Below are 18,347 nucleotides of genomic sequence, written 5' to 3' on the forward strand. Positions count from 1 at the left end.
TGACGGCGATTCGCCTTCCCCTGCCCCGCTACGCGGGAGCGGGCATTCACCCCGGCCCTGAAGGACCGGGCACCCTGCCCGAAAGCAAGGTGGACCCCGGCAGAACGGACGGTACGGCAGCTGACCGTGCCGGACCGGTGCCCGTGACGCCCTGGGCCATCAATACACTGTACAGCTGGGCCAGTTCGGGACTGCAGTATGCCCTGCCGGGTCAGGCCCGCCCGCTCGGCGACCGCGTCGAGCGAGGCCCCCGGCGCTCTCAGCTGGACTCCCGGACCACCAGCCGGCACGCCACGCTGTGCACGCCCGGTGCCGGTTCGGCGTCGATCGCCTCCAGCAGCCGCAGGGCGGCGATCCTGCCGATCTCGGCCAGGTTCATGTCGATGGTGGTGAGCGGCGGCCGGGAGGCCAGCGCCATGGTGTCCCAGTTGTCGTAGCCGACGACGGCGACGTCGACGGGGACGTTCACGCCGCGTTCGCGCAGCGCGTCCGTGACGCCCCGGGCGATCTGGTCGTTTCCGCAGAAGAACGCGTCCGTGTCCGGCGCCATGCGCAGCACCGCGTCGGCGGCGCGGCGGCCCCAGGCCTCGCTCCATTCGCCGAAGTGGACCAGGCCGGTCGCGAGGCCCAGTGAGGCACGCTCCAGGTGCTCGACCGCGTGACGGGCGCGGTCGCGGGCGGCCGCATGGTGTTCCGGCCCGGTGACGTGTGCGATCCGGGTGCGGCCTGTGGTCAGCAGATGGTCGACGGCGAGTTGCGCCCCGCCCCGGTCGTCGGTGACCACCGAGGTGTCGGCGGGATCAGTCGACGGTGACAGCGCGTAGACGGTGGGGATCGACTCGACGCCGGTCAGCGGAGGGCGCGGGTCGGTCCGGCGGCCGGTGACGATGATGCCGTCCACCCTGCGGTCCATCAGCGTACGCAGATGGTGCTGCTCCCGGATGGCGTCGCCCCGGGTGTCGCAGAGCAGCACGGAGATCTTCCCGGTGCCCAGCGCGTCCTCCACGCCGAGCAGGACCGGGGTACTGAACCGGCCGATGCCGTCCGTCGTCATGAGCCCGACCGTCCAGCTGCGCCCGCTGTGCAGGCTCTGGGCATGCTGGTTGGGCCGGAACCCGAGCGCCTCCACGGCATCCAGCACCCGCTGCCGGGTCTCGGGGCGCATCCGGCCACTGCCGTTGAGCGCCTTCGAGGCCGTGCCCACGCTGACGCCCGCCAGGGCGGCAACGTCCGCGAGCTTGGCCCGGCCTGCGGAGGGAGAACCTGGAGCAACGGTCACGAGCAATCCTTTTCCTCGACATTGTCCTCGCCGACGGCGGCAACTTCATCGTGGCAGCCACCGTAGTTCACTTCCAGCCCTTGAGCACACGGAAAATGTGGCGTCACACCCCTTGACCTCACTCCGCCGTTCCCCTCTACTTTCGGGGCAGGAAAACGGTTGCTCAAACGAACTCCGGACCGCCGTGTCGCCTGAACGGCACGAGCGACCGCCACGACCGGGTCGTCCGTGCCGCCACCCACTGCCCGGGTACCGCTCCACCGCTTCGTACCGCAGTCACCACGTCGTACCGCAGTCACCGCTCGGTTCCGCCCACCCCACCTCCCGGAGAGCCATGCCCCGCACACGCTCAGCCCTGCCCTCCCCCCAGTTCGCGGCTTCGGTCGATCAGGGAGGCACCCCCATCGGTCCGGTCCGCCTCGGCCCGGGCGCCCGCACCGCACTGCGACCCGGTGTCGCCGCCCTTCACCCGGGCTTCTGGCACACCCGCCGCGAGGTCAACGCGCTCGTCTCCCTGCCGCAGGGCCCGGGTCTGCTGGAGTCGGCGGGAAACCTGCACAACCTGCGGCTGGCCGCGGGTACCGCCGAGGGCGAGTACCAGGGCTCGTACCCGTTCGTGGACACGGACGTCTTCAAGTGGCTGGAGGCCGCCTCCTGGCAGATCGCGCAGCACTCGGACGGCGACGAAGGGCTCGAGGCCGAGGCGGACCGCATCATCGCGCTGGTCGCCGCCGCCCAGCAGCCCGACGGCTACCTCAACACCTGGTTCCAGATCCGCAAGGGGGGCGAGCGCTACCAGGACCTGCGCTGGGGCCACGAGTTGTACTGCGCGGGGCATCTGATCCAGGCGGGGGTCGCCCACCACCGGGCCACCGGCCGCACCGAACTGCTCGATGTCGCATGTCGTTTCGCGGACCACATCGACTCCGTCTTCGGCCCGCCCGGAAGCGGAAAGCCCATCGACGGCATCGACGGCCATCCCGAGGTCGAGACGGCGCTGGTCGAGCTGTACCGGGAGACGGGCGAGCACCGCTACCTGGATCTGGCCGGCTACTTCGTCGACCGGCACGGCCACGGCCTGCTCGGCGGCGAGGCGTACTGCCAGGACCGGGTGCCGCTGCGCGAGGCGACCAATGTCGAGGGGCACGCGGTACGGCAGCTCTACCTGCTGGCCGCCGCGGCCGATCTGGCGACCGAGACAGGGGAGGCCGAACTGCGCGCCGCCGGCGAGCGGTTGTGGGGGGCGATGACCGCCACCAAGACCCATGTGACCGGCGGGCTCGGCGCCCACCACGACGAGGAGGACTTCGGCGACCCGTACGAGCTGCCCAACGAGCGCGCCTACTGCGAGACCTGCGCCGCCATCGCCTCGATCCAGTGGAGCTGGCGCATGGCCCTGCTCACCGGCGAGGCCCGCTATGCCGATCTGATCGAGCGCACCCTGTACAACGGCTTCCTCGCGGGCGTCTCCCTGGACGGCGAGCGCTGGCTGTACGTCAACCCGCTCCAGGTACGCGACGGGCACACCGACCTCGGCGGCGACCAGTCGGCCCGCCGCACCCGCTGGTTCCGCTGCGCCTGCTGCCCGCCCAATGTGATGCGGCTGCTGGCATCGCTGGAGCACTACCTCGCCTCGACCGACGACGGCGGCCTGCAGATCCACCAGTACGTCGACGGGCACTACTCGGGCGACGTCGACGGGGCCCCGGTCTCCGTGAGCGCCGAGACCGACTACCCCTGGCACGGCACGATCGGCCTGACCGTCGAGGAGACCCCCACCGAGTGGCCCTGGACGCTGTCCCTGCGCATCCCGCAGTGGTGCCGCGAGTTCCGGGTCCGGTGCGGGGACACGTCGTACGACCAGACCGACGCGCCCCTCAGCGACGGCTGGCTGCGACTGGAGCGCGCCTGGGCACCCGGCGACCAGGTCGTCCTCGAACTCGTCCTCGACCCCCGCCTCACCTCGGCCGACCCGCGCGTCGACGCCGTACGCGGCTGTGTGGCGATCGAACGCGGACCGCTCGTGTACTGCCTGGAGCAGGTCGACCACCCGGGCGGCGGTCTGGACGACATCGTCATCGACACCACCCGCCCGCTCGCCGTGAAGCACCGCCCGGACCTGCTCGGCGGCGTCACCACCGTCGTGGCCGCCGGAAACCGGCGCCACATCCCCGACGCCGGCTGGTGGCCGTACCGGACCGCGGAGTCCACCGACGCGCCCGCGGCCGACGAATCCCTCGAACTCACCGCGATCCCCTACTACGCGTGGGCCAACCGCCAGGACGGCAGCATGCGCGTCTGGCTGCCCACCTCCTGATTCCCCCCTCGTTCACCTCCCTCACCTGCCTCCCCCCGCTCACTCCTCCGCCCAGCCCAAAGACAACGAGGTCACCCGTGAGACACACCCGCCGTACCCTGGTCGCCGCCCTCGCCGTCATCGGCACCCTGGCCTCCGCCACCGCCTGCGGCGGCGGTTCCGGCTCCTCTTCCTCCTCGTCCGGCAAGTCCGGGGCGACGTACACCTTCTGGGACCCGTACCCGCAGTTCGACGCCTCCTCGGCGTGGGGCAAGCTCGTCACCAAGTGCGGCACCGACGCCGGCGTCAAGGTCAAGCGCACCGGGTACGACACCACGGACCTGGGCAACAAGGCCCTGCTGGCCGCCCAGCAGGGCAATGCCCCCGATGTGATGCTCGTGGACAACCCGGTCGTCTCCACCCTGGTGGAGGCGGGGATCCTCAACAAGACCAGCGACCTCGGTCTGGACACGTCGTCGATCCAGAAGAACATCATCGGCGCGGGCACCCTCGACGGCGCCTCCTACGGTGTGCCGATCGGCGCCAACACGCTTGCGCTCTACTACAACAAGAAGGTCCTGTCCGCAGCCCACGTCGACCCTTCCTCCATCAAGGACTGGGCCTCCCTGACCGAGGCTCTCAAGAAGGTCAAGGCAGCGGGCAAGAAGGGCATCACGTTCTCCGCGATCAACACGGAGGAGGGCAGCTTCCAGTTCCTGCCGTGGTTCTGGGGCGCCGGCGCGGACCTCACCAAGCTCAACTCGACGAAGGGCGTGGCCGCCCTGTCCCTGTGGAAGCAGTGGGTCGACGAGGGCTACGCGCCCAAGGACGTCCTGCAGAACACCCAGACCACCAGCTGGCAGGAGTTCGCCACCGGTGACTACGCGTTCAGCGAGAACGGCACCTGGCAGCTCGGCAACGCGGACAAGGCCGGGTTCGGGTACGGCATCATCAACATCCCCGGGCAGAGCGGCGGTTCGGCACCGGTCCCGACGGGCGGCGAGTTCGTCACCGTTCCTGTGCAGAAGGACTCCTCCCGCTACGACGTCAGCAAGAAGATCGTCACCTGTCTGACCAGCTCCGCGAACCTGTTGTCCACGGACAACACCCTGATGTACGTGGCGCCCACCGCTGAAGTGCAGGCCCAGCAGGTGAAGGACAACCCCAAGCTGGAGCCGTGGGTCGGCGCGGTGGCCGCTGCGCGTGGCCGTACCAGCGGCGGTCTGGGCACCAAGTACCCGACCATCTCCCAGCCGTTGTGGACCGCCGTGCAGGGCGCCCTGTCGGGCGGCAAGAGCCCGCAGGCAGCCCTCGACGCCGCTCAGACGGCCGCGGGCAAGGACAAGAGCTGACACTCGGTCCCTGCCCCTTCTCCGAAAACGCACCGCATCCGCGCCCGCCCGGACACCGCCACCGCCCCGGACACGCCACCCGCATCCAGGAGTACGCATGACCATCGCCCGCGTCGACCGCCGCTCCCAGCGGTCCCCGGCCAGGTCCGGGGCGACCGGCACCGGACAACGGACGGACGCTTCGGCACTGCGGCGCCGTCAGCGCCGCAGGAGCCGCCTGACCGCGCTGGCCTTCCTCGCTCCGCTGGTCGTCTACCTCGCCGCCTTCTACGTCTATCCCCTCTACCGCAACCTCGACCTGAGCCTGCGCAACTACACCGTCCGGTCGTTCGTGGCGGGCGACGCGCCGTTCTCCGGCCTCGACAACTTCAAAACCGTCCTCGACGATCCCACGTTCGGCCCGGCGATGCGCCACACCATGATCTTCACCTTTGTGTCGATCGTGTTCCAGTACGTGGCCGGGCTCGCCCTCGCGGTCTTCTTCAACCGGCACTTCCGGCTGGCCGGGACCCTCAGGGCGCTGTTCCTGATCCCGTGGCTGCTTCCGCTCATCGTGTCGGCGTCGACCTGGTCGTGGATGTTCAACAGCGAGTCCGGCGTCATCAACTACGCCCTGCACCTGGCGGGCGTGGCCCCGGTGGACTGGCTCAATTCACCTGACTGGGCGCTGACTTCGGTCATCATCGCCAACATCTGGATCGGTATCCCGTTCAACCTGGTCATTCTCTACAGCGGTCTGCAGAACATCCCGACGGAGCTGTACGAGGCGGCGTCCCTGGACGGGGCGGGGACCTGGCAGCAGTTCCGGCGCATCACCTTCCCGCTGCTGCGCCCGGTCTCGGCGATCACCCTGCTGCTCGGTCTGGTCTACACACTGAAGGTGTTCGACCTGATCTGGATCATGACCAAGGGCGGTCCCGGCGACGCCTCGTCGACGCTGGCGACCTGGTCCTACCAGCTCGGGTTCGGCACGCTGCTGCCGAAGTTCGGCCCCGGGGCCGCGGTCGGCAACATCCTCATCCTCATCGCCCTCGTCTTCGGGCTGCTGTACATCCGCGTCCAGAGGAGGCAGGAAGCATGACCCCCATCCGCAGCTCCGCCCGGCGCTCGCGCGTCCACACCGTCATCGGGGTCCTGCTCACCGCCCTCATGCTGTTCCCGGTGTACTGGATGCTCAACGTGTCCCTCACCCCGCAGCAGGACATGCGCAAGAGCCCGCCCGACCTGTTTCCGCTGCACCCCACCTTCGAGGGCTACCGTGCCGTTCTGAACGACCAGATGCCGTACCTGGGCACCAGCCTGCTCATCGGTCTGGGCACGGTCGTGCTCACCCTCGTCCTCGCCGCCCCGGCCGGCTTCGCGCTGGCCAGGCTGCGGCCCCGCGGCGGCGGGTTCCTCGGCCTCGCCCTGCTGGTCGCCCAGATGATCCCCGGCATCGTCATGGCGATGGGCTTCTACGGGATCTTCCTCGACCTGGGTCTGCTCAACTCCTGGTGGGGGCTGATCATCGCCGACTCCACCATCGCCGTGCCCTTCGGCGTCATGATCTTCACGGCGTTCATGTCGGGCATCCCCGGTGAGCTCATCGCCGCGGCCCGCATCGACGGCGCCGGCACCTGGCGCACCTTCCGGTCCGTCGTACTGCCGGTGAGCCGCAACGCCGTGGTCACCGTCTCGCTCTTCAGCTTCCTGTGGGCCTGGTCCGACTTCGTCTTCGCCAACACCCTCGACGGCGGCGGCGATCTACGCCCGATCACCCTCGGCATCTACCACTACATCGGCAACAACAACCAGGAATGGAACGCGATCATGGCCACCGCCGTCGTCGCGTCCGTGCCCGCGGCAGTACTGCTCGTCCTCGCACAGCGCTATGTGGCCGCGGGTGTCACCGCGGGCGCCGTCAAGGACTGACCGTCCGGACGGCAAGCGGCACCGACAGCTGCCTGCGCGATCCCCCCATCCCTTTCAGTCAGGAGACCCTCTCCTATGAGCCGCCTGATCAACCCTGCCCAAAGACGCCCACGTCCAGGGGCGTTCGGCCGTCACACCGCCCTTGCCGGGACGGCGGCCCTCGCCGTCGCCGCCGCTCTCTGCACCGCGGCCCCCGCGCACGCCTCCCCGACCTCGGCCACGACCCTGGTCGTCAACGCCGCCCAGACCCTGCGACCGGTCACTCACGTCGCGACGGGCAGCCTCTACGGCCTCGCCGACGCGAGCACTCCCGCCGACAGCCTGGTCACCCCGCTGAAGCCGAACACCTTCGTGCAGATGGCGCCGGGCGGGTCCCAGTTGCCCAACGGGGAGCTCAAGCCCGCCGGCGACGCTCTGGTCGTGGCGTCCAAGGCCGCCAGGGCCGGTTCCAAGGTCGTCGTACGCATGCCGGACTGGTACCCGGACTTCCCCTACAAGTGGGTGAGCTGGAGCGACTGGCTGTCCGCCGTCGACAAGCAGGTCGCCTCCGTGAAGTCCTCCGGCGCCACCAACATCGCCGCCTACGAGTTGTGGAACGAGCCGGACTGGACCTGGGACACCACCAACGCCGGCGCCTTCGACGGCGGCTGGGCAAGGACGTACAAGGAGGTCCGTGGCAAGGACACCGGCACGCCCATCCAGGGCCCGAGCTACTCGGTGTGGAACCAGAGCTGGATGAGCCAGTTCCTCACCGACGCCAAGGCCAGTGGCACCGTCCCCGACATCATCGCCTGGCACGAACTGCAGGGCTCCCAGGACATCGCAGCGCACGTCGCCGCCTACCGCTCCCTGGAATCGAGTCTCGGCATCAGCCCGCGCCCGATCGCCATCGAGGAGTACGCCAAGCCCAGCGAGATGGGCATCCCGGGCGCCCTCATCGGTTACGTGGCCAAGTTCGAGCGGGCCGGTGTGCACGACGCCGAACTCGCCTTCTGGAACCACTACGGCACCCTCGGGGACACCCTGACCGACACCGGCGGATCGCCCAACGGCTCGTACTGGATGTACAAGTGGTACGGCGACATGTCCGGGAACATGCTCACCACCACTCCCCCTGCCCAGACCGGCATCGACGGCATTGCCTCCCTCAACGGCTCGGGCAACCAGATCAGCGTCATCGCGGGCGGCTGCGCCGGCTCCTGCGCGGTGACCGTCAACGGGCTGTCCTCCCTGTCGGCGTTCGGCGGCACCGTGCACGTCAAGTTGGAGTACACCCCCAACACGGGCCGCACCACCGCCTCCTCCGGGCCGATCACCATCTCCGACGCGGACTGCACGGTGACGAACGGCTCGATCACCGTGCCCGTGACGATGAACGCCTCCGACGGCTACCACCTGGTCATCACCCCGAGCGGCACGTCCACGTCGCTGGCCGGGCGCTACCAGATCACCAACAAGAACAGCGGTCTCGCCCTGGACACCCAGAACGCGGGCACCGCGCAGGGCACCGCCGTCGTCCAGGCCACCTCCACCACCGGCACCGACCAGAACTGGACCCTGGTGGCGGCGGGCTCGGGCCTGTACAAGATCGTCAATCAGAAGAGCGGGCTGCTGCTCGGCATCAACAACATGAGCACCTCCGACGGCGGCACCGCCCTGATCTGGGGTGACAACGGCACCGCCGACCACCTCTGGCAGCTGATCCCGGCCGCCGGCGGCTACTACAAGATCGCCAACTACAACAGCGGGCTCCTGCTCGGAGTGACGAACATGAGCACGTCCTCCGGTGCACAGGTCCTCCAGTGGGACGACAACGGCACCGCCGACCACCTGTGGAAGCTGACCTCCCGCTGAGGCCGCACCACGTCGAACGCTCCCGCACGGGCCTCTCCCAGCCCGTGCGGGAGCCAGTTCTGCCTCGGGTCTGTCTGGGACGTCCTGACCGAAGGATCAACTCCCCTTGGGCTCCTGGCGGTTCGGCCGCCGGTGCAGCGGCTGGTCCGGCGCCGAGCCGGGCCTGAGGCGCGGGACGTCACGGGTGTGGGGCTTGTCCGCGTCGAGCACCACCGGTTCCCCGTGGTGATGGATCGTGAACGGCTCCCCGGTCAGCAGCGTGTACGTCGCCGTCGTACGGCCGATCTCCACCCTCAGTCGGCGTCCCAGCAGTTCCAGGGTGAAGGCGATGCGGCCGAGTTGCTCCGGCAGACGCGGCGCGAACTCGATCCGGGCGCCATGGTGGCGCATACCTCCGAAGCCCGCGACGAGCGCCATCCACGTTCCGGCGAGGGAAGCGATGTGCAAGCCGTCCCGGGCGTTGTGCTCCAGGTCCTCCAGATCCATCAGCGCGGCCTCGTGCAGATAGTCGTAGGCGAGCCGGAGATGGCCCGTCTCGGCCGCGATGACTGCCTGGCAGCAGGCCGACAAGGACGAGTCGCGTACGGTGAGGGGTTCGTAGTAGGCGAAGTTGCGCGCCTTGTGCTCCGCGTCGAAGAACGGGCTGCACGTGTACATCGCCAGCACCAGGTCAGCCTGCTTGATCACCTGCTTGCGGTACAGGTCGAAGTAGGGGAAGTGCAGCAGGAGCGGGTACTGGTCGGGGCGGGTCGCGGCGAAGTCCCAGCGCTGGTAGCGGGTGAATCCGGCGTGCTGTTCGTGCACGGCGAGATCGCGGTTGTACGGGACGTGCATCGCCTCGGCGGCATCCCGCCAGGCCGCGCTCTCCTCGTCGTCGACGTCCAGTTCCGCGGCCCGGCGCGGATGGCGTTCGACGACGTCCGCGGCCGCGAGCAGGTTCGCCCGGGCCATCAGGTTGGTGTACGTGTTGTCGTCGGCGACCGCGCTGTACTCGTCCGGGCCCGTCACCCCGTCGATGTGGAACGTCCCGTGGTGGTCGTGGTGGCCGAGCGACCGCCACAAACGGGCCGTCTCCACCAGCAGTTCGACCCCGGTGTCGCGTTCGAAGCGCTCGTCACCGGTGGCGGCCGTGTAGCGGACGACGGCGTCGGCGATGTCGGCGTTCACATGGAACGCGGCGGTGCCGGCCGGCCAGTACGCCGAGCCCTCGGAGCCCTCGATGGTCCGCCAAGGGAACGCCGCGCCGCACAGCCCGAGTTGGACGGCGCGCTCGCGGGCCGCGGGCAGTGTGTTCTGTCGCCACCGCAGCGCCTCGGCGACCGCGCCGGGCGAGGTGTAGGTGAGCAGGGGCAGCACGAATGTCTCGGTGTCCCAGAAGGCGTGGCCGTCGTAGCCTGAGCCGGTCAGCCCCTTGGCGGGGATCGCCCGTTGTTCGGCGCGCGCCCCGGCCTGCAGTACGTGGAAGAGCGCGAAACGGACGGCCTGCTGGATCTGCTCGTCGCCGTCCACCTCGACGTCCGCACGCGCCCAGAACTCGTCCAGATAGGCCCGCTGTTCGGCGACCAGCCCCGGCCAGCCGACGCTTGTCGCGGCGGCCAGAGCGGCGTCCACCTGATCGCTGATCGCGGGCAGCGAGCGGGTGCCGGACCAGCCGTAGGAGACGAACTTCTCCACCCGCAGCCGCTCGCCCGCACGCAACGCGGAGGCGACGGTGAGGCGGGCGAGGTCGTCGGTCGCCTCGCTCTCGGTCGTGGTCGGCTCGGGGCCGCCGACGACGTGGTCGGCGGCGGCACCGACCCTGAGGCCGCTCCTGCGGGTGCGGTGCACCAGCCGCAGCCGGTTGCCCTTCGCGAAGTGCTCCTCCGCCTCCAGCGGCGACTGAAGGACGACTGCGGCACGCGGATCGCCGTCGCGGTCGGGGAGTTGCTCACCCGCGACCAGCTCCGACTGGACGACCACCCGGGCGGGTCCGTCGACGGCCTCGACCTCGTAGGCGACGGCGGCGATCGCGCGCTGAGTGAAGGAGACCAGCCGGGTGGAGCGCACGCGGACCGTCGTACCGGCCGGTGAGGTCCACTCGCAGGTCCGGGTGAGCAGTCCGGTGCGCAGGTCGAGGACGCGCTCGTGGAAGCGCAGCCGTCCATAGCGCAGGTCGAAGGGTTCGTCGTCCACGAGCAGTCGGATGATCTTGCCGTTGGTGACGTTGATGACGGTCTGCCCGGACTCCGGATAACCGTATCCCGCCTCCGCGTAGGGCAGCGGATGCAGTTCGTGGACACCGTTGAGATAGGAGCCGGGCAGCCCGTGCGGCTCCCCTTCGTCGAGGTTGCCGCGCCAGCCGATGTGCCCGTTGGAGAGCGCGAAGACGGACTCGCTCTGCGGCAGCACGTCCAGATGGAGTCCGCGCTCGCGCAGCGCCCAGGGCTCGACGGCGTAGGACGAGTGCGTGATCACGGCCGCTCCCCCAGTTCCCCGAGGTCCTCCACGACGACGTCGGCGCCGTGGGCGCGCAACGCGTCCGCCTGGCCGACGCGGTCCACGCCGACGACATATCCGAAGTGGCCGGAGCGTCCCGCGTCCATCCCCGCGAGCGCGTCCTCGAACACGGCGGCTGCCTTCGGCTCGACGCCGAGGTCGTGGGCGGCGGCGAGGAAGGTCTCCGGGTGCGGTTTGCCCGGCAGGTTCCGCTCGGCGGCGATGATTCCGTCGATGCGTACGTCGAAGAGGTGCTCTGCGCCGATCGACCGCAGGACGTCACGGCAGTTGGCGCTGGAGGAGACGACGGCAGTGCCGAGGCCCGCGGCGCGCACGGCCTCGACGTACCGGATCGTGCCGTCGTACGCCTCGACACCGCGCGTGCGGATCACCTCCAGGAGCAGCTCGTTCTTGCGGTTGCCGAGGCCGTGGACGGTCTCCCGGCCGGGCGGGTCCTCGGGATCGCCCTCGGGCAGATGGATGCCGCGGGAGGCGAGGAAGGTGCGCACGCCGTCGGCGCGGGGGCGGCCGTCGACGTACTCGTCGTAGTCGGTGACGTCGTCGAAGGGGCGGTAGGCGTCCCCGTCGCGCCGGCGCAGGAAGTCGTCGAACGTCTGCTTCCACGCGGCCGCGTGGACTACGGCGGTCTTGGTGATGACCCCGTCGAGGTCGAAGAGGCAGGCCTGGATGCCGTCCGGTAGACCGAGCTTCGTCATAGGAGCCACCTTCCCCGAACAACGGCGAGCAGAGGGTGGCGAGTGCCACATTCCGCCGTTTGATCACCGTGCTCCGGCGGTCACGACGTGCTGCCCGGACTCCGGGGGCTCGCGATCCTGCGCGACCTCTGGTCAAATGGCGATGACCTGGGCCCGTTGTGCGAGCGGGTTCATCTCCCACCCGGCAGCGAGCGACGTGCACCCATGACCTTTGACGACCTACTGAAGCGGGCCGCCTCTCTGGCGCGTCCCGGACGCCGTGCGGTCCTCGGCATCAGCGGCAGCCCGGGGGCGGGCAAGACGACGCTCGCCGAGCACGTGGTCCGCGAGCTGAACGGCGACGGCCCGCCGTGGGTGACCCACGTCCCCATGGACGGCTTCCATCTGGCCGACGTCGAACTCGACCGTCTGGGCCGCCGTGACCGCAAGGGCGCACCCGACACGTTCGACGCGGCCGGGTACGCGGCGCTGCTGCGGCGCCTGCACGAGGAGAGTGAGGAGACCGTGTACGCGCCGGGCTTCGAGCGGGTGCTGGAGCAGCCGATCGCTGGGGCGATCCCGGTGCCGCCGAGTACCGGGCTCGTGGTCACGGAGGGCAACTATCTGCTCCTGGAGACCGGCGCATGGGCACGGGTCCGCCGGCACCTGGACGAGGTCTGGTTCTGCGAGATCGACGAGCAGGAACGGATCCGGCGGCTGGTGGCCCGCCACGAGGAGTTCGGCAAGGACCACGACACGGCGGTGGCGTGGGTGCTGGGCACCGACCAGTACAACGCCGACATGGTGGCGACGACCCGGGACCGGGCGGACCTGGTCGTGCCAGGGTCGGCACTGCCCACGCCGTACGAACCGTCAACGGCCTGATCACACGGGGTTGAGCAGCGTGAGCACCGGCTCGCCGCTCCCGTCGCCCGCCGGGTCGCCGATCGTGGCCGTGAAGGCCTCCGTCCGCACGGCCAGCCCCTCCGGGGTGCGCTCGACGACCGGCGCGTAGGGCCCGCCGGGGCCGTACCGCAGGGCGAAGACGGTCAGGCCCTCCGGCGCGCCCGGGGCCGGATCGGCCTCCAGCGCCGTGGACCTGACCAGGTGGCGCCAGCCCTCGTCCGGGTTGCCGTAGCCGCGCGGGTCGGCGGCGAGCGCGAAGGCCGCCTGCTGCTGGGTCAGTTCCGAGCGGGCGTCGAAGAAGTCCACGCCCTCGGCCTCCGGGTGCGTCAGGCGCAGCCCGCCCGCCGACGTCACCTCGCCCTCCGCTGTCCTGCGCACGCGTTCGCCGTCATCCGTGGCGTACGGCAGCCCGGCCAGCAGGTACGGCGTCCCGTCAAGCCGTTCCACGGCGACCATGACCCACAGGATTGTGCCGTCGGTGACATACAGGGACTGCACATGACGCAGGACGTGGTCGCGTCCGACGACCGGTTTGGTGACCAGCTTCGCCGCCAGCCCATCGGTACGTACGTCGCGCACCCGGACCTCGCCCATCGGCCGGCACAGCAGGAAGCCGTCGACGACCGGGCCGAAGCCGTGCTGGCGGTTGACGGCGGCCGGCAGGTAGTACGTGCCTGCCGCCTCTACCAGCGACGGAGTCATCCGGTCGTCGAAGGCCACCGAGACCGTGCCCGCGCGGAGTTGGTGACGGACCGGCCCGGTCGACGGCGTGCGGTGCCAGCGCGTGCGGTCCTGGATCTGCCAGACCAGCATGAAGGCGAAGTGCCCGTCGATGCCGCCGTCCGGCTGGACCGCGTGCCGTCCCCAGCGCGTGTCGCCCCGGTAGCGGCCCAGGTCGGAGCCGATGCGGTGGCTGAAGTAGCGCAGGCCGAGCACCGCCTCGAACCCGGAGTGCTGTTCGCTGTAGCGCGGACCGCCGTTGTCGAAGCCGCCGTTCGTCAGGCGCGCGTCGATGTAGCGGGCGAGCGCGTCGCCGTCCTCGGCGAAGACCTCCTCGCCGCTGACCCGGTGGGCCTGGGCGAGGAAGGAGAGGGAGATCGGGCCGTAGTTGTTGTCGTAGGCGCCTCCGTGCTCGGGCGGCAGCAGCGCGCCCCGGTCCCGTACCCGGCGGGCGCGGATCTCGTCGGCGTACAGGCTCAGCGCCCGCGCGCGGACCGACTCCCCTTCCTGCGGCGGGAGATGACGCGCCAGCATCAGACCGCCGACCACGCAGCCGATGGCTTGGTTGCCGGCCTCCTGCGGGTTGAAGAAGGTCGCCTCGGTCAGCCAGCGCCAGTAGCCCCGCGCCACCTCGAGCAGTTTGGCTCGCTGGTCGATGTCGATCAGGCCGTCCGGGGCGTCGAGAATGTTGACCGCCTGGAGCAGCGCCCACACCGTGCTCGGCCAGTCGCCGATGGGGTGGGCGCCCGCCTGCAGGACGTAACGGGCGTACGGGAAGCCCGAGTTGCGGATCCTCAGGTTCGGGTAGCCGGGGTTGTCCTCGACGTAGACCCTTTCGCGCAGGTGGAAGGCGAGGCTGCGGTGCACCGCCTCCGGCAGCCGTGGGTCCTCGGTGCGCTGCAGGGCGAGCACCAGCAGGGAGGTGATGCCGAGCGAGGTGTCGCCGATGTCGTCGACGCAGTCGGGGTGTTCGAGGTTGCCCTCCGGCGTGAGCCGGGCCAGGGCCTGCTCGACGACGTCGGCGAGGACGGCGTCGTACGCCTCCGGGGTGTCCGGGAGGTCGTGCAGCGGGCCGCGCTGGTGGAGGAGGTGCACGGGTGGATCAGCCCTTCGTGCCGGAGGTGGCCATGGCGTGGGTCGTCAGGGGTCAGAAGGCGGATGCGGGGCGGCGGGCGCGTAGTGCGACAGTCAGGGTCTGGGGGCCGTTTCCACCGAGGTAGACGCGGTTCCCCGTGGTCGCGTCGGTGCCGCCGACAACGGTGTAGTCCTGCCCGGGGTCGTAGCGCAGCACGTCGCTCCGGTCCGGTCCGGCGAGCGGTTCGCCCGTCTCGACGGCGGCCTCGACCCGGATCTCGTCGTCGCCGACGCGGTAGGTCAACGGCTCGGTCGTCAGACACCAGCGTCCGTCGCCGAGCAGTACGGCTCCCTGCGGCTCGCCGCCCGGCCGGAAGGTCAGTTCGAGGGACCAGGGCACCGCTGGGCCGCTCATGTCGATCCGCAGGTCGGCCCCGTCCTCCCGCAGGCCGACCTCGACTCGGGTCGTGTGGGAGACCTCGTCCTGAGGACGGTCGGGGAAGGCCATCGCCGCGGAGAAGCGGCCCTCGTCCACCAGACGGTAGGCGCCGTCGTCGCGCCTCCGGTCCTTCGGGAGCGGCTGGTAGTAGGCGGTTGTGAGGGTTCCGGTGAGCCGGTACCGGTTGTCGGCGAGCTGTTCCACGTCGGCGGCGCGGAACGGGCCCAGGTCGAAGAATCCTCGCGAGAGGCGGACCGCGTCGAGGACGGCGGCACCGGCGAACAGGCGCAGGAAGGTGGGGTTGCAGGCGAGGCCCGAGCGGATGCGTCGGTGCTCGGGCACGTCGGAGCCGCCGTACACCACGGTGTGCGCGGTGGCCGAGGCGCGTGCGGCGAGGCGTGCGGTGGGGAGGTACCGGTCGCGCGGGAGCTTCTCCGCGTCCGGGGCCGGCAGGGCGCGGCACAGATCCGGGGTGAGGAGGGTCTGGGCGAGCAGGTCGGGGTCGTCGATGCCGTCGGCGGCCGCCAGGCGGGCCGCGCGGGCGAAGTCGCCCCGGCCGGTGCGGACCGCGAGCAGCCGGTAGTGCGGCAGGTAGGGCCACAGCGGAAACGAAAGCTTCTGGTCCTGGCGGCGCGAGTGGACGGTCTCCACCGTGCCGTCCGGCCTGATCAGGTCCAGGGTCGTGGCGAGGTTGCGTTCGACGGCGTCCAGCAGGTCGGTACGCCCGAGCACCTCGGCCAGCAACAGCAGCGACGGGTTGGTCACGAGAGACGCGTAGACGGCACTGCGTTCCGAGTACAGGCCGTCCGCGTCGATGTCGACGCCCTCGGCGAGCCACTCCTCGGCGCGGGCGAGCAGCCGGGCGTCGGGGAACGAGCGGTGCAGTCGGGCCAGCGCCGCGGACAGCTCCCAGCGGTGGTTCGGGGTGTGCACCCCGCCGGTCAGGAGAGGGCCGGTGGCGGCGCCCGCGATGTCGGCGAGCGCCGCCGTGACGTCAGCCAGTTCCGGCCCCGCGCCCGCGGCGAGGACGTGCGCGTCGCACACGTCGTTGACGGTGAACGCGGAGTCCGGCGGCGACTGCACGTTGTCGCCGCCCGCGAAGAGGCCGGAGACCGTCTGCACGGACCGCAGGGCACGGAGGTGGGTCAGCGCGGCGGCGACGGCCCGCTCACTGCCGTGCAGGGCCGACTCCGGCGAGCGGTACGCCGCGACCAGGGTCTTCACCCGCCGGGCCAGGGCGCGGTGCGGCCCGATGAATTCCGCCAACGGGTCGGCCGCGAGCTGGGCGGCCGACCCGTCGGCGGCGCGGGCCACCGCGCGGACGAACTCGTGGTCGAGCGGGGTGGGCACGGTCAGTCCTTCAGTCCGGCATTGATGTCGGCGCCCATGACGTAGCGCTGGAAGACCAGGAAGATGACTATCAGAGGGATCATGGAGATGACCGATGCGCCGAGCAGTACCGACCAGTTGATGTTCTGCGCGCCGACGATGCTCTGGATGCCGATCTGCACGGTGAACTTGTTGGGGTCGTTGAGCATCAGCAGCGGCCAGATGTAGTCGTTCCACCGCCACTGGAAGGACAGGATGGCGAGGGTCAGCATGATGGGCCGGGAGAGCGGCACCATGATCCGCAGGAAGATCGACAGTTCGCGGGCGCCGTCGATGCGTGCGGCTTCCACGAGTTCGTCGGGAACCGTCAGGAAGAACTGGCGGAACATGAAGCATCCGGTCGCGGTGAGCACGGCCGGGAAGATGATGCCGGCGAACGAGTTGTAGAGGCCGAGGTCGCGGACCACCAGGAACTCGGGGGCGAGCATGACCTCGCCCGGCAGCATCGTGGTGGCCAGGATGCAGATGAAGAACGCCTTGAGCCATTTGTTGTCGTACTTGGCCAGCGCGTACCCGGTGCAGCAGCTGGCTCCCACCGTGAGGACCGTCGTGATCACGCACACGAGGGTCGTGTTGATGAAGTACTGCGAGAAGTTGGCACTGCGCCACGCCTGCAGGTAACCCGACAGGGTGGGGTGGTGCGGAACCAACGTCAGCGGATAGGAGAACAGATCCCCGGCCGGTTTGAGGGAGCTGAGGATGAACCACAGCACCGGCAACCCGTACAGGCACGCCAGGATCCACAGCAGTGTCGTCGCGGGTACCGCCCGCCGGAGCCCACCGCCGCCCGCGCTGCGGGGCCGCTTTTTGGAGACGGCCCGTCCGGGATCGACGTCGACCGGGCGTGGCATGTCTGTGGTTGTCATCGGTTCTCCACCCGCCGGTTGGCGATCAGCTGGATGATCGCGACGGCCATCAGGATGAGCATGAGCACGAATGACGCGGCGCTCGCGTAGCCGATCTGGCCCCGGTTGAAGCCGGTCTGATAGATGTACTGGACAAGCAGGTTGTTCGACGTTCCGGGTCCGCCGTTGTTGAGGGAGACGAACACCGGGTATTCCTTCATCGCGTTGATCGTGTTGAGCAGGATGACGATGAACGAGGTGGGCGCGATGCTCGGCAGCGTGATGCTGATGAACTGGCGCCACGGACCGGCGCCGTCGAGCGCGGCCGCTTCGTAGTACGACACCGGTACGTTCTTGATCGCCGCGATGAACAGCAGCATCGAGAAGCCCGTCCAGGCCCAGGATGCCGCCATCACCACCACCAGCAGCGACAGGTCCGCGTTCGACTGCCACGGAACGGCGTGCCCGCCGAGCTTCTCGATGACGTAGTTGACCAGTCCGAAGTTCTCGCCGAACAGCCACCGCCACAGGACACCCACGACGATGGGCGACAGCAGCCACGGGATGAAGAAGATGACGCGCGCGACCGACGTGCCCTTGGCGTGCTTGCTCACCAGCACATTGGCGATGAGCAGCGAGAGCACGAAGTTCAGCGGAACGAAGAGGACGGTGTACAGCAGCGTCCGGGCCAGCGCGTCGTAGAAGGTGGAGTCCCCGAACAGGTTGTGGTAGTTGTCCAGTCCGACGAACTGGAACGCCCCGACGCCCGTGTAGTTCGTGAAGGAGTAGACGAGCCCGATCACCGCAGGCCACACGAAGAACAGTGCGAAGAGCACGACATTGGCCGCGATGAGGACGAGCGGCGCGATGGTGTAGCTGCTGCGTCTCCTGGGCGGGCTCACGGACACGTCCGAGGCGCGTTTTGTCATCTTCCCGACTCCGTGCTGGTGGAATGGATTCCTGTGGGCTCACGCCGTGAGCCCGACATCACGTGGACGCTCAAGGCCGGGCGGCGGGGTCTACAACCCGCCGCCCGGCCCCACGGCGTACGATACCCCGCCCACCAGGTGGTTGATTCCCGCCACCAAGTTGTACCGGGCGATGGAGGCCGA

13 protein-coding genes are annotated in these 18,347 nt (G+C 69.8%); 6 read left to right on the plus strand and 7 right to left on the minus strand.

The window, feature by feature from the left end; genetic code table 11:
• Window positions 1-259: 259 nt before the first annotated feature.
• The gene (locus ABT186_RS11525) at window positions 260-1,279 is read right to left on the minus strand and encodes a LacI family DNA-binding transcriptional regulator (protein WP_351234444.1); all 1,020 of its coding nucleotides are present in this window, start codon (window positions 1,277-1,279) and stop codon (window positions 260-262) included.
• A 334-nt stretch (window positions 1,280-1,613) separates the two neighbouring features.
• Between ABT186_RS11525 and ABT186_RS11530 the strand changes: the two genes are divergently transcribed.
• From ABT186_RS11530 to ABT186_RS11550, 5 genes are all read left to right on the plus strand, one after another.
• Window positions 1,614-3,596, plus strand: coding sequence for a glycoside hydrolase family 127 protein (locus ABT186_RS11530; protein WP_351924729.1), 1,983 nt, complete (start codon window positions 1,614-1,616; stop codon window positions 3,594-3,596).
• Window positions 3,597-3,673: 77 nt separating this feature from the next.
• A complete protein-coding gene (locus tag ABT186_RS11535) occupies window positions 3,674-4,927 on the plus strand; it encodes a sugar ABC transporter substrate-binding protein (protein WP_351234440.1) in 1,254 nt (417 codons plus the stop codon).
• A 97-nt stretch (window positions 4,928-5,024) separates the two neighbouring features.
• Window positions 5,025-6,008, plus strand: a complete 984-nt coding sequence (locus ABT186_RS11540) for a carbohydrate ABC transporter permease (RefSeq protein WP_351234438.1) — start codon at window positions 5,025-5,027, stop codon at window positions 6,006-6,008.
• The gene (locus tag ABT186_RS11545; protein WP_351234436.1) at window positions 6,005-6,838 is read left to right on the plus strand and encodes a carbohydrate ABC transporter permease; all 834 of its coding nucleotides are present in this window, start codon (window positions 6,005-6,007) and stop codon (window positions 6,836-6,838) included. The genes ABT186_RS11540 and ABT186_RS11545 overlap by 4 nt, the downstream gene beginning before the upstream one ends.
• A gap of 75 nt (window positions 6,839-6,913) precedes the next feature.
• Window positions 6,914-8,692, plus strand: a complete 1,779-nt coding sequence (locus ABT186_RS11550) for an RICIN domain-containing protein (protein WP_351234434.1) — start codon at window positions 6,914-6,916, stop codon at window positions 8,690-8,692.
• A 96-nt stretch (window positions 8,693-8,788) separates the two neighbouring features.
• Here the strand turns inward: ABT186_RS11550 and ABT186_RS11555 are convergent, their stop codons facing one another.
• Window positions 8,789-11,146, minus strand: coding sequence for a glycoside hydrolase family 65 protein (locus tag ABT186_RS11555; protein ID WP_351924731.1), 2,358 nt, complete (start codon window positions 11,144-11,146; stop codon window positions 8,789-8,791).
• Complete coding sequence (locus ABT186_RS11560) at window positions 11,143-11,883, minus strand: HAD family hydrolase (RefSeq protein ID WP_351924733.1); 741 nt, start codon at window positions 11,881-11,883, stop codon at window positions 11,143-11,145. Before ABT186_RS11560 ends, ABT186_RS11555 begins: the two co-directional genes overlap by 4 nt.
• Window positions 11,884-12,087: 204 nt before the next feature.
• Between ABT186_RS11560 and ABT186_RS11565 the strand changes: the two genes are divergently transcribed.
• Window positions 12,088-12,747, plus strand: coding sequence for a nucleoside/nucleotide kinase family protein (locus ABT186_RS11565; RefSeq protein ID WP_351924735.1), 660 nt, complete (start codon window positions 12,088-12,090; stop codon window positions 12,745-12,747).
• Here the strand turns inward: ABT186_RS11565 and ABT186_RS11570 are convergent, their stop codons facing one another.
• The 4 genes from ABT186_RS11570 to ABT186_RS11585 are packed head-to-tail and all read right to left on the minus strand — an operon-like array spanning window position 12,748 to window position 18,164.
• Complete coding sequence (locus ABT186_RS11570) at window positions 12,748-14,583, minus strand: hypothetical protein (RefSeq protein WP_351924737.1); 1,836 nt, start codon at window positions 14,581-14,583, stop codon at window positions 12,748-12,750.
• Window positions 14,584-14,635: 52 nt separating this feature from the next.
• On the minus strand, window positions 14,636-16,351 hold the full coding sequence (locus tag ABT186_RS11575) for a hypothetical protein (protein WP_351924739.1): 1,716 nt from the start codon (window positions 16,349-16,351) through the stop codon (window positions 14,636-14,638).
• Window positions 16,352-16,353: 2 nt separating this feature from the next.
• Window positions 16,354-17,256, minus strand: a complete 903-nt coding sequence (locus ABT186_RS11580) for a carbohydrate ABC transporter permease (protein ID WP_351924741.1) — start codon at window positions 17,254-17,256, stop codon at window positions 16,354-16,356.
• Window positions 17,253-18,164, minus strand: coding sequence for a carbohydrate ABC transporter permease (locus tag ABT186_RS11585; protein WP_351234420.1), 912 nt, complete (start codon window positions 18,162-18,164; stop codon window positions 17,253-17,255). The genes ABT186_RS11580 and ABT186_RS11585 overlap by 4 nt, the downstream gene beginning before the upstream one ends.
• Between the last annotated feature and the right edge of the window lie 183 nt (window positions 18,165-18,347).

The sequence above is a fragment of the Streptomyces sp. NPDC001634 genome, from assembly GCF_040298185.1.
GTDB lineage: Bacteria > Actinomycetota > Actinomycetes > Streptomycetales > Streptomycetaceae > Streptomyces.

Coding starts and splice junctions, on each gene's coding strand:
- ABT186_RS11530 (WP_351924729.1), top strand. CDS start 1,614: ATGCCCCGCACACGCTCAGCCCTGCCCTCCCCCCAGTTCGCGGCTTCG.
- ABT186_RS11540 (WP_351234438.1), top strand. CDS start 5,025: ATGACCATCGCCCGCGTCGACCGCCGCTCCCAGCGGTCCCCGGCCAGG.
- ABT186_RS11545 (WP_351234436.1), top strand. CDS start 6,005: ATGACCCCCATCCGCAGCTCCGCCCGGCGCTCGCGCGTCCACACCGTC.
- ABT186_RS11550 (WP_351234434.1), top strand. CDS start 6,914: ATGAGCCGCCTGATCAACCCTGCCCAAAGACGCCCACGTCCAGGGGCG.
- ABT186_RS11560 (WP_351924733.1), bottom strand. CDS start 11,883: ATGACGAAGCTCGGTCTACCGGACGGCATCCAGGCCTGCCTCTTCGAC.
- ABT186_RS11565 (WP_351924735.1), top strand. CDS start 12,088: ATGACCTTTGACGACCTACTGAAGCGGGCCGCCTCTCTGGCGCGTCCC.
- ABT186_RS11580 (WP_351924741.1), bottom strand. CDS start 17,256: ATGACAACCACAGACATGCCACGCCCGGTCGACGTCGATCCCGGACGG.
- ABT186_RS11585 (WP_351234420.1), bottom strand. CDS start 18,164: ATGACAAAACGCGCCTCGGACGTGTCCGTGAGCCCGCCCAGGAGACGC.